This is a genomic window from Geothrix limicola, assembly GCF_030268085.1.
GTDB lineage: Bacteria > Acidobacteriota > Holophagae > Holophagales > Holophagaceae > Geothrix > Geothrix limicola.
On sequence record NZ_BSDE01000005.1, the window covers coordinates 13195 to 28070 of the forward strand.

Below are 14876 nucleotides of genomic sequence, written 5' to 3' on the forward strand. Positions count from 1 at the left end.
CATGCCCTTCCGAACGGCCCTCCTCCTCAGCCTGACCGCGCTCTCCCTGGGCGCGGCCCAGGGCCGTCTCATGCCGGAACGACCCCGCCGGGAGCCCATGCCCATGGAGCGGGAGCGCCCCTTCCTGGCCCGCCGGGACCGCATCGTGACGCAGCTCCACGAGATCCGCACCCGCAAGCTCCAGCAGTCCCTGGGCCTCTCCGAGGAAAAGGCCAAATCCATCGCGGACCGCTGGTCCCAGTTCGACGTGGAGTCCTTCGCCCGCCGGCGGCAGATGAACCAGCTCCGCCAGCAGATGAACTCGACGCTCATGGGGCCGGGCAGCGAGGACGAGAAGAACAAGCGGATCACGCCCCTCGTGGGGCAGCTTGCAGACCTTCGTCAGCAGCAGCAGGAATCGAGACGACACCTGGAGGATGACATCCGGAGTTCGCTCACCCCGGCCCAGCAGGGGCGCTTCATCATCCTCGTCGACGAATTCCAGAAATCACTGCAGGAAGCCATCCGCGAGCAGCGTCGGGAACGCCCCTAACTCGGCGCGTCGAGGATCACGGGGATCACCAGGGGCCGGGTCTGGGTGGTCTTCCGGATGATCCTCCGCAAGGCCAGGCGCAGGGTGTCGCGCAGCGCATCCCCATCCTTGCGGGCCTCGGGCGGCGCGTCCTCGTAGGTCTGGCGGGCCACACCCGCCAGCAGCTCCGCGTAGGCTTCGTCATCGGACAGCATCACGAACCCGCGGCTGAGGATGCTCGGGGGTGCGGCGAGCTGGCCCGTCTGCGGGTCCACCAGCAGGGTCACGAACACGACGCCATCCTCCTGGAGGATGAGGCGGTCCTTCACCACGCGGGCATCGACCATGTGGTCCACCCCCTCGTGCACAAAGCATTTGCCCACGGGCACGCTGCCCGGCATGTCCACGCGGCCGTCTGTGAACAGGCGCAGGCAGAGCCCTCCGTCCAGGAGGGAAATCCGTTCGGGCGTCCAGCCGAGCGAAGCGGCCAGAGCCCCGTGGGCCCTCAGGTTCCGGTAGGTGCCATGCACGGGCACCATCTGCTTGGGCCGCACGGCTCGGATCAGATCCGCCAGCTCGTCGCGGCTCCCGTGACCCGACGCATGCACGGGTCCCAGCCCTTCGAGGGAAGTCTCCGCGCCCAGCCTTTCGGCCGTATCCAGCATGCGGGAGATGGACACCTCGTTGCCGGGGATGGCGCGGGCGCTCACCACCAGGCGATCCCCGGGCTCGATGGGCAGGCCCTTCACTTCGCGCCGGAGCAGCCGCGCAAGGCCGCTCATGGGCTCGCCCTGGCTTCCCGTGCAAAGCACCAGCAACTCATCCTTGTCGAAGAGCTGGGCGTCCTTGGGCTCGATGAGGATGTCGTCGGGGAGGGCCAGGCGCTTGAGCGAGCGCGCCAAGGTCAGGTTGCGATCCAGGCTCCGGCCCAGCAACACCACGCGACGGCGGAATTCATAGGCCAGATCTACCAGCATCTGAAGGCGGTGAATGTTCGAGCTAAAGGTGGTGACGAAAAGCCGCCCCTTCGTCTGCTCGAACGCGGCTTCCAGGCCCTGCCGGCACACGGATTCCGAGGGCGACCGGCCGGGTCGGCCCACGTTGGTCGAATCCGCCATGAGCAGACGCACGCCCGCGTCGCCCAGGGCCCTCAGGCGATCCAGGCCCGTCAGGCGGCCATCCAGAGGCTCGGGATCCAGCTTGAAATCGCCGGAATGCACCACCACGCCCTGGGGCGTGTGCAGGGCCAAGGCGCAGGCATCCGGAATGCTGTGGGTGACCGGGATCCACTCCGCTTCGATCTCGCCATTTCCCACCTTCACGCGGCCGTAATCCGGCACGACGCGCAGCAGTTCGGGATCCAGGCCGTGCTCCCGCAGCTTGCCTTCCACCAGGCCCAGCGTGAAGGCCGTGCCGTAGACCGGCACCGGCCAGCGCCGCAGGAAATACGGCAGGGCGCCGATGTGATCCTCGTGTCCGTGGGTGAGCAGGACCGCCTGCAGCTGATCCGCAAAGGGTTCCAGATACGCGAAATCGGGAACGATGGAATCGATGCCCGGCTGATCATCCGAAGGGAAGAGCTGGCCGCAGTCCACCAGGAAGAGGCTCTTGGCGCTGTGCACCACCAGGGCGTTCATGCCGAACTCGCCGAGCCCGCCGATGGGGATAAGGCGCAATTCGTCGGGAGCGGGAGCCTCGGTCCAGGCTTCGAATTCGGGTGCGACGGACACTACGATGGGAACACCTCCGGGTGTTGATGGATGAGTTGGCGGGTGGCTTCCAGCCAGGTGGCCGGCGCGATCACTTCCGCACGAAGGGCCGGGCCCAGGCCCGCATGAGCCAAGGCATCTGCAGGAAGAACCCCCTGCCAGTTGTTCGCGAGGGTTTTCCGACGATGGGAAAAGGAGCGGTGGAGTACCGTCAACAACGCGCGGCGTTCGGCCAGGGTGGGTGACGGACTGAGCGGCTCGAACAGCACCACCGCCGAATCCACCTTGGGCGCGGGGCGAAAGGATCCGGGCCCCAGCTTCACCAACCGGGTCAGGCGCGCACAAAGCTGGGCCAGCACCGACAGGGGACCATAGGCCTTGGTGCCGGGTACCCCCATGAGCTTCTGAGCCACTTCCAGCTGGAACATGAGCACCATGCGATCCCAGGCGATGCCCTCCGTCAGCAGCCGCGCCAGAATGGGCGTGGCCGCGTTGTAGGGCAGGTTGCCGATGACCGACCAGGCCTCGCCTTCCGGCAGGGGAATCCGCACGGCATCTCCCTGTAACAGGTGGAACTGAGGTCGATCAGCGAAGCGCTCCTGCAGCAACTCGCAGGCTTCGGGATCCAGATCCACCGCCCACAAGGGCCTGCCATCCGCCAGGAGCCGCTCCGTCAGCACCCCCGGCCCCGGCCCGATCTCCAGGATGCGCGAGGCCCCGGACGCCAGCGCCGATCCGACGATGGTCCCAATGGCCCCCTCGTTCACCAGGAAATTCTGGCCAAAGGCCTTTTTCGGGCGGAGGCGGGCAATGGGGGAAGGATCGGACACGTTCCAGCGTACCACGACCGACCGAGGCCCGACGGCTGCCCGGCACAGCTCTCAAAACAATCAGGCGGATCCCCGATCGGATCCGCCTGATTCATTCATCGCCTAAAACCTAGTGAACGGTGCGCCAGACGCGGGCTTTGGGGTACTGCTGGGTCTGCCGACCCACAATGGTCTTGAGGGAGAGCGCCGTTTTCGAAGCGCCGATGGGCGGATTCGCCACCGGTGTCGCACCGCCCTGAATGACCCCTCGGGTGCCATACGCCATGAAGGTCGAAGCTACGCCGGACCAGGTAGTCTGATTGCCGCTGTTGCACGTGACATTGGTACGCGAATCACTGGCCATGGGACGGTACACGTCGCAGATCAGGTTGCTGTAGGTTGTGCCATCTCCACCGGAGCAGACATCCACCGTCGTCGGCTTGAAGTAGGAGTAGAAAAGGCTTCCTGCGACGACGATGGGCTCGGTGATGCCCTTGGGGACGAAGTAGTCCGGCGACGGTCCTACCCCGGGCAGGGAGATGTAATAACCGAAATAAGGGCTTCCGCCATTGGTGAGGTAGAAGGTATCCGATCCAGGGGTGATGAGTTTGCTCTGGGTGGTCCCGGTCCCTGGAGGTTCCGTCTGGCTGCTGAAATTGATCAGATTGGTGTCCTGGATTCCCGTGCTATCCAGATTCCAGGCCTTGCTGTCCTGCCGATCGAACACCACCGTCAGCCGATGGCCCGTGGGCCGGTTGCTCCCGACTCCAGAGGTGTACTGAAGGTCGACGGGGTTGTTGCGGTCTCCGCTGATCATGGCCACACCCACCGCCGCGGGCGTCGGAGCCGTCACGCCACTGACCGTTTTACCGTTACCAAGGAAGGTGCCCACTCGGAAGGGGGCGGGAAGCGTGGTGTACTTGGCATTGTTCCCCGAACCGTCCGCGGCGACTTTCCGCACACTGGAAGTACCGGTGGACGTACCGTCGGCAGTCCACATGGCCAGATCCGACGAGTCATTCCGGTAATCCTTGAAGGCCCCGGAGGCATTGGTCAGCCCTGAGCCCCAGCTCCACAAGCCGCCTCCGTAATCCAGGAAGTAGGCCCGTTGGGCCATGCCTGAATTCACGAAGAACTCAAAGGGAACCACACCCGCGGGGATGCAGTTGATCGTGGAACTGATCGTGGTCATGTCCACGGCAGCAAGGACCTCGCCCGTGTAAACATCCAGCGCGAGCACCGAACGCCCCAGCTTCGTGGCAACACCATTGATGTCCTTGAAATTGGCTTCGACATCCGGGGTACTGTAGCCGCCGCTGAAGAACACGGCATCACGCACCACCCCGTTGAAGAGCACGCGGCCGAGCGCTGGGCTCGCGGTCGAGAAGCCCATGGTCCCCAGAACGTTCTTGACGGTGGTCAGCGGGGGGCCACCAGCCGCGATGCGGGAACTGGGGAAGTAGGCGACTTCATCAGGGCAAAGCGACCATTTCAAAGAGGGATTGAACGGGTCATGGATATCGATGGCGTAATAGCTGCGGCCACCTTTTTTCAGACCGATGATCGCGATGGCCCGTTCGGTACTGTCGACGGTGCCGTTGCCGCTGCCACCGGTGGAGGGTGGCAAATCGAGGTGATAGATCAGCGGCGCGCCGTCCACCAGGAAACGGTGGGGATTCCCGCTGGAGTTGCCGTACACGTAATCCAGCTGGCCCAGGAAATCCGTCGGCATGAAGCTCCACAGTTCATCCACGGCCCCCTTCACGAGGGTCTGGCTGACGCCCGAGCCGTCGACGATGGTGGTGTCCTTGGTGACCTCACCGAAAGCATGCAGCCAGCCCTGGTTCGTTCCCACCAGCACCAGCCGGAACCGATCACCATTGAGGGTAGAGAGGGCCGTGGTGAATTGGCCCTTCAGGCTGTCCGTCATGGTGTAGGGAATGGCGGCAGGATTGGAATCGATCACGTCGCCCATGATGTTGGCGCGGTTGGCCGTCGGCCTGCCCGTTGATGGATCCGGGGTGCTCTTCAAATCCGCGCCCATGGCCTTCTGGATGACGGCCTGTTTGGTTGGGTCGTCGACGGCCGGGGAACGGGCCACCGAAGGGTACGGCCCCGTGGTCGGACTGGTGGTGCCATCCGGCCCCTTGGTCATGATCTCGCCCTTGATGGCGGTGAAAGCCGTACCGGTATCACTGAAGGTCGTGAAGCCTTTTTCGGCTGTGTTCGAATCACCCGGGAGCCGAGTGTACAGTTTCCGGGCGCTCCAAAGCCGGTTGTTGAACAGGGCCGCACCGGCCGACCACTGGGCCGTCGTGGAATCCAGGGTCGTCGTCGCATTCCCAGCGCTATCGATAATCTGGGTTTGGCTGTTCACTTCCTTCGTGGCGAACATGAGCAGGTCACCCGACCAGATGGGCCCGCCGGTGCTGGGTGGCACGAACTTGCCCAGGTAGATCTGCTTGCCGAGGCTCGCCCCGATGAAGGGCAGGTTCGGGTTGCTGGTCGAATTGATGTTGGCCGGCTGCTGGGTGGCCTGGATGGCGCGCTGTAGCATGAGGGCCAACTTTTCGGGATTGGAACCGTCGAAGAAGTAGGTGGCCCCGGTTTTCCGAAGGCCGACATCCGGGTAATCCGCCGGATCCGCGGGATTCACGATCCAATCCGAGGCCGGGTCGAAACCATGGAAACTCGTCACGGCTCCCGATGTGATGGAAGGATCTCCCAGCAGCGCGGCGCGGTAGAGGGCGCGTTTGCCGCTGACCGGGTAGGCCGTTTCATCATCCGCGTAATATCCGCCCAGACTCACGCCCACCGTCATGGTGGTCACGCGGTGTCCCGCGGAGCCGAAATCGACTGAGCCACGCTTTTTGATCGCGAAGGGAAGGAAGGAGTGCGGGGTGGCGGAGGTTCCGGCCGCAGCCTGAGTGGCGGCCAGGTAATCCACGCCGGGGTTGGTGCCCAGGGAGGTATCCGCCATGTGGGCGGCGACGGCGGCAAAGTTGAAGATGTTCCACCAGCTGCCTAAACGGTCGATGGAGGTCGGGTACTTGATGACCTGTTGATTCCCGTTCAGGGGGTTGACGGCGCCGTTGAGGATATAGGGTGTCGTAGCGTTCGGATTCAGCGTGCCGGAATTGTTGTTGTCGTTGCCGTCCGTGAACACGATGAGGAAGTGGCTCATACACGTGGAAGGCGCATCATTGCCCGTTTCGATGGCGCTGAACACGTTGTTGGGATCGTTGAACTGGGCCAGGGCGTTGGCGGTGGCGTAGGTCAAGGGTGTGGAATTGCCCGCGGTTAGGATGGCGATCCGCTTCATGTTCGTCACGGAATTTCCCGTGGTGGAATTGATGCCCTGGGCCGCCGTATTGTTCAGCAGGCTCCACCCGGAATCGCGTCCGGTCTGTGCGCTCGTCGGCACGCCCGCCGTAACATTCATGGTGGTCGCTGAATTATTGTGAATGTTGGTGCCGTTCGGCGCCCCTTCCGAAGTGGGATCCAGGAAGCGGAAGGCCCAGAGGACGGAGGCTTGGTTCTGGATCCAGGTTTCAATGGCCGCTCGTTTCACGGCCTGGATGCGGGACATGCCCGGGACGATATTGACTGAAGCATCCGCCGTAACATCGGTTACATACGAGCCATCGACATCGCTGAATTTTGGTACGTAGATGCTATGACCCGCTGCAGCAGCCCCCCACCCTTGCCCCCAGCTGACATCGAGCTGATTGGGAACAAGGCTCTTATCGGCCGCATCGTAGATGATGTACTTCTTGGAGAAGTTGGAGTAGGTCCCGTTGGCATAGGTGGCCGTGAAGAGCCAGCCCATGTAGTCCGTCCGATGGGACACCATATTGAGGGTGGTGGTGGTGGAATTGGCAGACAGGACGTTGTCACCATTGTTGAGGGTGTAGGTCGAATCCAGCTCCATCTGCAGGCCGCTGCCATAGGTGACATTCTTGCGGACAATCTGATCCAGAACCTTGCGGGAACTCAGCGGGTTGCCCGTGGAATTGGCATCCGTGATCTCCCAGGGAATGGGGATATCGATAGTGCGTTTATCGCCATTGACCATGGCATAGTACCGAGCATGGCTCGCGGCGCGCACCCAATTTCGGATATCACTATGTTTGGGGTTGGCGCTGACGCCTGACATGGTGCCGGTTGCACTGTCCGCGAGAGTTGCATCCACCAGCGTTCCCTGCGGGGTTACAAGACCCACGAACACGGGTGAAACTCCGTCCGCATACAGGGTACTAGTCACATAAGCAGGAGTCCCGGTGCTGTTATAGGAAGGGACGGTCCAAGTCGTGGTGTTGGTCCGCGACGCAGAAGAACCTCTGGACACAGTCACATCGTTGGTATGCGTCGACGGGCTCAATGTCGAAGTCGGAGAACTGCTCCAGGTATCTCCGAAATGCATTGGATTGCTAGTTGAGTTGTTCGTGATGTAAACCGTCCAACTCAGGGTGATGGTTCCCGATGTTCCAGAGACGGAAATATCCGAACTGCCCGTTGAAATGTTGTTGCTCGTGCGCATGGTTGGATATAGGTAGCTATGCTGCCGGTTTGAAACAGTCACGTTGCCGGAGCTGTTCACCGTGAGATCCACCGAAGCCCATACACGGCTGTTCTGGGCGGAGGTGGCGGTAATGGTATATGTGTTATTCGCTGGTGTATCAGGAACGAGCGTAAACGACATGTTCTGCGTGTTGTTGTTATCATCCCGATCCAAATTTTGGTATAGCGGATGGAACATGAGCGCTTCCATCGACCCCGAGAAGTCGAAGACCGTGACGACCTCAGGCTTCAGGGCCGCCGTGGTGGACTTCTGATAGAGGTCCAGGAAGTCCGTCTTGGTGGCCTGCAGCCTCGTATCCAGCTGGGCTTGGAGCGGGCAGAGCGCGGCAAAACCAAGCATCAGGCCCAGGAAAGCTCGAAGGAAATTGCGGTCGAATCTGAACATCGCTCAGCTCCTCGGAACTATTGTCGGACAGCGGTGGAAACCCACGCCTCTTTCGCGTGGATGAAAGTCATGCCGCCCTGCTGGACCTGGGCGTCAGACCGGACGGCCCAGAGGTCGGGAGCCAGCAACTGGGGGCCGCCTGAGGCGGGCGTGAATGCGCCCGTGCCCGCGCCCTGGCTCATGTCGACGATGGGCAGCTTCCCCATGCGAGTCAGTCCGATGGTGAACCCCTGCGTAACGCCAGTGGGTCCGGGCAAGCTCATGACCGTGTTCAGGGTTCCGCCGGGGACGTAATCAGACCCATCCATGATGTTCTTGGCCCGGCCCGCCAAAGTGTCATCCCGCAGGAGCGCGAGTTGTTCGGCACCCACCTTCGCCGCGGTTCCGGTGGCGACCGCGCTGTTATTGCTGGTGATCCAGTAGACGGACCATTCGATGCCTGAATCGGCGACGTTCCGGGCCATGGCCCCCTGCCGGGTGAAACCCGAGGTCACGATCTCCCGGAGGGAGTTCCGGGACATGGCCACGGCCGCCACGGTGAGCAGCACGAGGAGCATGAGCGCCACGATGATGGTGACGCCACCCGCTTGAGGATCTTGCAGATCACGCTGTCTGGAACGAAGCATGGCGAGCCTTTCAGTTCAGGGGCAGACCAGAATGCCGAGGCACGAAGACCAGGCTCTGGGTGAGGTTTCGGTACGCCAGCGTATTCCCGGCCGCCGAGTATTCCGTGCGCTGGGTGGCGGTGCGCGTGGTGACATCCACCCGGATCAACGTGGGCACGGAACGGATCCAATGCTCCGTCGACCGGGTCGATTTGAAGTCCGGGCGCCCGGAGGCCGCGAGCTGGGCATCCACTTCCGCGCGAATGCCCTGATCCCATCCGTTGGTGAATCCCGTGTAGGTCGCCGGGGTTCCGCTCGCCTGCATCCCCGCCCACGAGGTGCCCGCATTGGTGCTCATGTACACCTTGAACCCCGAGACGTTCTCCGCGATCACCTGCTGGGGCGCCGTGGCCGTGAAGGTGGTGGGGTCGTAGTTCCCCTGGTCGCGCACCAGGCAGGGGATTCCGTTGGGGTTGGCGGGGTCCAGGTTCAGGATCTGGATCCGGTAGCGGACCATCTGGGCTGGCTGGACAAACACAACCCCACTCTGGGGGAGATGCTTGGCCTTGGCCGGAAGCCCCGCCGACCCCACACCCGTCACCGCGGCGTTCGGCGCCGGGCCCGCGACCACGGTGACCGAGCTCCCAGTGGGCGCGTTGGGGATATCCTGAATGTAGGCGGCCTCCCAGGAATCCTTGAAGATGAAGACCTGGCCCTTCGCCACCAGTTTCGCGTAGGACGCATTATCAGAACAGTTGATGGTGTAAGTATTGTCTGCCACCGTCGGTGCTACACCTGCAACCACCAGTTCCGAAGCCGTCCGCTGAGGTGCCACGGTCCCAAGCGTTCCTTCGAAACCAAGGGCCTGGTCCATGTAGAAGTAAAGTTCGTCGGCCGTGGCCGGGTCATTGGTGCTGGGCACAGGCGCGCCATCTTTCTGGATGGGCATGTTGGGCAGGATGTAGAACGGGGGAACAGCCGCACTCACGGTAGGCGTGGTCGAGAGATCCGTCAGGTACATGCATGAGGTGTTCAGATCATCAATCAGCAGATCCACCGACATGCGGTTGCGGCGCACGCTGGAGAGGGTTTCTCCTGAGGTGTAGTAGGTGGAAAGGCTGGCCTTGAAAACATTGGCCATGCCCGCCATGAGCACCATGGTGAAGAACAGGGCGATCAGCAGCTCCACGAGGGAGAAGCCCTGTTCGGCGAAGCGAAGACGGCGCTTAGCCATGGACGACCCTCCTAGCCAGCGAGACCTTGCGGTTGATCTTCGTCCCGGACTTGTCGACCTGGTCCGTGAAATTGACCTCGACCGTGAAATCGGACAAGGAGCCAAAGGCGGCTGGCGCCAAGGCCGTCCGTGTCGTGGTGACCGTGTAGAACTTGGCTGCATCCGTCGCGGCGACCGCATCGCCGTTGAGGTCGAAGTAGTTGTTCAGGCTCGTGCCATCGGCGAGGGTGACGTAGGTAAGGCTCGGCAGGTCGGCGTTCGAGGCCGTTTTCGAATCCGTATTGCTGATGTTGAGCCAGCTGAGACGGCCCTCCATCTCGACCCGGTCCATCAGGTGCTCGCCCACCAGAACCGCCGTCGTGAGACTGCGGCTGCCGCGGGATGCCTTCATGGACATCACCTGCAGCATGGTGAGCCCGAGGATTCCGACGGCCATGATGAAAGCCGTGATCAGCATTTCCACCATGCTGAATCCGGCCTGCCCTCGCCTAGGGATGACGATTCGAGGATGCGCGCGCATCAGATTCTCCTCCATTGCCCATCGGAATCCCTGATTCCTGGGTTGTAGAACTTGTAGATGGAGCCGCCGTTGCCGAGCACCACGATCATGCCCATGGGTCCTCCGGGAAGGGCCCCGCCGTTGGTGTTGGTCCCGACCACCGGAATAATGATGGTGCTGGCGAAACGCTTGTTGCTGCCGCTGATGACGAACCGGCGAAGGGTGGATGAGAATGTGAAAAGGTTGTTCGCGTCATCCAGCAGGCCCGTCATGGGCCCGGTCTTGAACGGCTCCACCTCCGTGAGCACCTGGTTCTTCGTCCCCGAAGCCGTGGGGAGCATCACATTCGTCCACTGCGTCGAGCCCAACGAGACGATGCGGGCCCGCATCTGGCTGGGATCTCCCGGCTGAAAGCTAAAGGGAACGGCCACGGTCTGCCCGGCGGCACCCAGGGCCGCATCCGGAGGCGTGCCCGCCAGCAGGTTGTTGGCCGTGGTCTGGATATCCGTGTCCTTGAGCGACGCGACACCGTGAGCCACCCTGAAGGGCGTGGTGGTATCCCAGGTACCCCAAGTCACGATGGCCACATCCGCGCCCGTGGCGGTCGCCGATTTGTGGGCATTGGACAGGACACCTTCCATTTCATCCAGCAGCGAGCGTACGGCCCCGGATTGCCGGTTTCCGATCATCGTCACACCGACGATGCTGAGGATGCCCACGATGGCGAGCACCACGAGCAGCTCGATCAGCGAATAGCCTGATGCGACTCGGCCCCTAGGATGGGTGGTCATGGCGAACCCTTTCGATGGATTCAAGATTCGACAAATCTGGCGCTTGTCTTATCTGAATATTATTTCTTCCAGTGTAAACACTTGGGCAAAGGGCAAGAGCCGATGTCGGGATGGGATTGAGGTGAGTGTATATTTTTTATACATCACCCAAATTGGATGGGATCCCGGTCCAGGCTGATGGCTCCCGCCGGATCCAGGGGCTGGCGGGCGAGCACTTCGCCCAGAACCCCGCGGCTGCCCTTCAGGAGCAGATGCATGCGCCAGCGATCCTTGATCCTCGGCACCGGGGCCTCCAGCGGTCCGAGCACCCGCAGACCTGGAACCGACAATCGCTGTCGAAAAGCCTCCAGGGCCTCCCGGGCTTCGCGCAGCGTGTCTGCTTCCGCCCGATAAAGGGATAGAGCCGTGAACGGCGGGTAGCCCAAGCCCTCGCGGAAGGGCAGTTCCGAGGCCGCGAAGCCTTCGAAGTCCTGGGCCAGGGCGAAGGTGATGGCCGGGTGCTCGGGCGAATAGGTCTGGAGGATCACCCGGCCGGGAAGTTCCGCGCGCCCGGCCCGGCCCGCGACCTGGGTGAGCAGTTGGAAAGTGCGCTCCGAAGCCCGGAAATCGGCCACCTTGAGCCCCTGATCCGCGTTGAGCACGCCCACGAGCGTGAGTCCCGGAAAGGTGTGCCCCTTGGCCAGCATCTGGGTGCCCACGAGGATGTCCACGTGGCCGGCCTCGGTGGCGAGAAGGCCGGCTTCCAGGGAACCCCGGCGCCGTGTCGTATCACGGTCCAGGCGCAGGATGCGGGCCCCGGGGAAGAGCTGGTTCAGGTGCTCCTCCACCTGCTCGGTGCCCTCGCCCACGCCGCGCAGGTGATCGGCGCCGCAGTCGGGGCAAGCCTCGGGCGGTACGGTCTCGTGCCCGCAGAGGTGACACCGCAGGCGGAAATCCCCGCGATGATAGGTGAGCGAAATGGCGCAATGCGGGCAACCCAGCGTCTTCCCGCAGGCCCGGCACATCCAGAAGTTTTCGTACCCGCGGCGGTTCAGCAGGAGCAGGGCCTGCTCACCCCTGGCCAGGGTTTCGGCCAGGGCCTGCATCAGGGGCGGTGCGATGATCACCTTGCGCCGCATCTTCCGGTAGGTCTCCCTCAGATCGACGATCTCGACCTTGGGCAGCGTGATGCCCGCGGGCCGCTGCTTCAGCTGCAGCAGGTGGTAGCGCCCGCTCTGGGCCGCCTGCCAGCTCTCCAGGCTGGGCGTGGCGCTGCCGAGCACGATGGAACAGCCTTCGAGCTGCGCCCGCTTGATGGCCAGGTCGCGCGCATGGATGCGGGGATGCTCCTCCGACTTGTACGAGCCCTCGTGCTCCTCGTCCACGATGATGAGCCCGATGTCGCGAAGCGGCGCCAGCACGGCATTCCGGACGCCGACAAAGATGTCCGCGCCGTTGAAGAGGAGACGCACGACGTCGCCGTGCTTCTCGCCCGCGTTGAGCCCCGCGTGCCCCACGGCGACGCGGCCGGGAAAGCGCGCCTCCAGGCGATCGAGCAGGCGCGAGGTGAGGCCGATTTCCGGCACCAGCCACAGCACCCTGCGTCCCTCGGCCAGAGCCCGCTCCGCCAACGCGAGGTAGACCTCCGTCTTGCCCGAACCCGTGACGCCCTGGAGGAGGTGGACCCCGAAATGCCCCAGCGGCACCGCGTCCAGGGCCGTCTGCTGCTCGGCGTTCAGGGTCACGGTCCGGTCCGTTCCCGCTTCGCGACGCTGGGCCAGCAGGTCCACCCGCTTCATGCGCGCCACCAGCCCGCGCTTTTCCAGGGTTCCCAGCACGGAGGCGCCCACACCTGCGCTCTCCAGCAATTCAGGTTCCATCAGCGCGCCACCGGCCTCTTCCAGCGCCAGCAGGATCTTCGCCTGGGCCGGCGTCACGCGGGGCGGATGGGGCTGGCCCGTGAGGCGCACTTCGGTGAAGCCGGATCCCCGCAGGGCCGAGCGGTGAAGCAGTGTGGGCAGGATGGAGGGGTCGCGGTGCCAGGCTTCGCCGAGATCGGCCAGTACGTCCCAGGCGCCGCGCTCGCGGTGAAAGGACAACCGTTGTCCATCCTCGTCGGCCTCCCAGTGGGGAAGCAGGGCCTGGGGCAGGCTCAGGGGCAGCAGGTGGGCTTCGAGGCAGCCGTAGTAGCGGGCGGCGAAGGACTGCAGCTCGCGCAGCTTCGGCGGCAGCAGGGGAAAGGGATCCAGCACGGCTTCGATGGGCCGCAACTTTGCCGCGGGCGGGGCGGGATCGGCCCCCATGGCCAGGCCGAAGGAAAGGCTGTTCCGGACCTTCACGCGCACCCTCACGCCCGCGGGCAGCCCCTCCGGGGCCAGGTAGGTGAGGGGAGGCAGGGGGCGGTTCAGCTGGACGCGCGTGGGGACGAGGTTCATGGTTGGCCAGGATACACTTGGCTCATGCTGGTCCTGGGTCTCGAATCTTCCTGCGACGACTGCTCCGCCGCCGTGGTGGAGGAGACGGCCACCGGCCCGCAACTCCGCTCGCTCGTCCGGGAAAGCCAGGATGCCATCCACGGCCCCTTCGGCGGCGTGGTGCCAGAGCTCGCGGCCCGCGAACACCTTCTGCAGGTGCGCGCCGTGATGGCGAGCGCCCTTGCCCAGGCGGGCATCGGACTGGAGGAACTGGACCGCATCGCCGTCACCCGGGGCCCGGGCCTCGTGGGCAGCCTGCTCGCCACCTTCAGCGCCAGCAAGGCCGTGGCCTGGCGCCACCAGATCCCCTGGGTGGGCGTCCACCACCTGCTGGGGCACCTCAACGCCGCGCGCTTCGCCGCGCCCGATCTGGCCTTTCCGGCCCTGGTGCTGCTGGTCTCCGGGGGCCACACGCATCTCTACCTCGCGAAGGACTGGACCTCGCTCCACCTGCTGCAGAAGACGCGCGACGACGCCGCGGGTGAAGCCTTCGACAAGACGGCCCGCATGCTGAACCTGGGCTACCCCGGCGGCCCGCTGGTGGACGCCTGCTCCCAGGCCGCGCCCAAGGCGGCCGATCCCTTCACACCGCCCAAATTCCGGGACGGCAAGGCCTCCTGGAGTTTCTCCGGTCTCAAGACCGGCGTGAAGCTTCGAGTGGAGCGGGATCCCCGCTTGGCTGAGGCCGGTGCGTCGGATCCCGAAGTGCAGGGCCTCTGCCGCAGCCTTCAGGAGGCCATCTCCGCCTGGTTGCTGAAGCCGGTTCCCGATCTGGCGACCGAGCACGGCGCCCGCAGCCTGGTGATCAGCGGCGGGGTGGCCTGCAATTCCAGGCTGCGGGCCGACGCCGCCGCCATGGCCGCCCGCCTGGGCCTGAGACTGGCCATCCCCGAGCCGCGCCTCTGCACGGATAATGGCGCGATGATCGCCTCCGCCGGTGCGCTGCTGGAACCCGGGGCCGAGCCTTGGGATCAGAATGCCGATGCGGATCTGAAGCTGGGAGTCTGAGATGGAAGTGACCCGAGAGGATGTGCTGCGCTGCGCCAAGCTGGCCCACCTGAGCCTTCGCGAGGAGGAGATCGAGCCCATGCGCCAGGCCATGACGCAGATGCTCACCCATGCGGCCAGTCTGGATGAGCTGCCGCTCGATCAGGTCGAACCCATGGTCGCGGGACTGGGCCGTCCCCTGCCCCGCCGGGAGGACGTGCCCCGTGAGACCTTCACCCAGGCCGAGGCCCTGTCCAACGCGCCGGAACAGGACCGGGGCTTCTTCGTGGTGCCGAAGGTGCTGTAGCCCAG

General features: G+C 64.1%; 11 protein-coding genes. 3 read left to right on the forward strand and 8 right to left on the reverse strand.

Annotated elements, in window-relative coordinates:
- The first annotated feature begins 1 nt into the window (after nucleotide 1).
- On the forward strand, nucleotides 2–532 hold the full coding sequence (locus tag QSJ34_RS12720) for a hypothetical protein (protein WP_285575794.1): 531 nt from the start codon (nucleotides 2–4) through the stop codon (nucleotides 530–532).
- On the opposite strand, the gene QSJ34_RS12725 is transcribed toward QSJ34_RS12720, so the two are convergent.
- From QSJ34_RS12725 to priA, 8 genes are all read right to left on the reverse strand, one after another.
- Nucleotides 529–2241, reverse strand: a complete 1713-nt coding sequence (locus tag QSJ34_RS12725) for a ribonuclease J (RefSeq protein WP_285575796.1) — start codon at nucleotides 2239–2241, stop codon at nucleotides 529–531. The two genes, QSJ34_RS12720 and QSJ34_RS12725, sit on opposite strands and share 4 nt — an antisense overlap.
- The gene (gene rsmA, locus QSJ34_RS12730; RefSeq protein ID WP_285575798.1) at nucleotides 2241–3050 is read right to left on the reverse strand and encodes a 16S rRNA (adenine(1518)-N(6)/adenine(1519)-N(6))-dimethyltransferase RsmA; all 810 of its coding nucleotides are present in this window, start codon (nucleotides 3048–3050) and stop codon (nucleotides 2241–2243) included. Before rsmA ends, QSJ34_RS12725 begins: the two co-directional genes overlap by 1 nt.
- Before the next feature lie 109 nt (nucleotides 3051–3159).
- Nucleotides 3160–7995, reverse strand: coding sequence for a pilus assembly protein (locus QSJ34_RS12735; protein ID WP_285575800.1), 4836 nt, complete (start codon nucleotides 7993–7995; stop codon nucleotides 3160–3162).
- Nucleotides 7996–8012: 17 nt separating this feature from the next.
- Complete coding sequence (locus QSJ34_RS12740) at nucleotides 8013–8621, reverse strand: hypothetical protein (RefSeq protein WP_285575802.1); 609 nt, start codon at nucleotides 8619–8621, stop codon at nucleotides 8013–8015.
- Between the two features lie 10 nt (nucleotides 8622–8631).
- Nucleotides 8632–9834 (reverse strand): PilW family protein, encoded by a 1203-nt coding sequence (locus tag QSJ34_RS12745; RefSeq protein WP_285575803.1) that lies wholly within the window; start codon nucleotides 9832–9834, stop codon nucleotides 8632–8634.
- On the reverse strand, nucleotides 9827–10354 hold the full coding sequence (locus tag QSJ34_RS12750) for a prepilin-type N-terminal cleavage/methylation domain-containing protein (RefSeq protein WP_285575804.1): 528 nt from the start codon (nucleotides 10352–10354) through the stop codon (nucleotides 9827–9829). Before QSJ34_RS12750 ends, QSJ34_RS12745 begins: the two co-directional genes overlap by 8 nt.
- Nucleotides 10354–11124: a type II secretion system protein gene (locus QSJ34_RS12755; protein ID WP_285575807.1), complete on the reverse strand. Its 771-nt coding sequence runs from the start codon at nucleotides 11122–11124 to the stop codon at nucleotides 10354–10356. The genes QSJ34_RS12750 and QSJ34_RS12755 overlap by 1 nt, the downstream gene beginning before the upstream one ends.
- Before the next feature lie 143 nt (nucleotides 11125–11267).
- Nucleotides 11268–13538 (reverse strand): replication restart helicase PriA, encoded by a 2271-nt coding sequence (priA, locus tag QSJ34_RS12760; RefSeq protein WP_285575809.1) that lies wholly within the window; start codon nucleotides 13536–13538, stop codon nucleotides 11268–11270.
- A gap of 24 nt (nucleotides 13539–13562) precedes the next feature.
- On the opposite strand from priA, the gene tsaD reads away from it, so the two are divergent.
- Nucleotides 13563–14585, forward strand: coding sequence for a tRNA (adenosine(37)-N6)-threonylcarbamoyltransferase complex transferase subunit TsaD (tsaD, locus tag QSJ34_RS12765; RefSeq protein ID WP_285575811.1), 1023 nt, complete (start codon nucleotides 13563–13565; stop codon nucleotides 14583–14585).
- Nucleotide 14586: 1 nt separating this feature from the next.
- Nucleotides 14587–14871, forward strand: coding sequence for an Asp-tRNA(Asn)/Glu-tRNA(Gln) amidotransferase subunit GatC (gene gatC, locus QSJ34_RS12770; RefSeq protein ID WP_285575813.1), 285 nt, complete (start codon nucleotides 14587–14589; stop codon nucleotides 14869–14871).
- The last annotated feature ends 5 nt before the right edge of the window (nucleotides 14872–14876 follow it).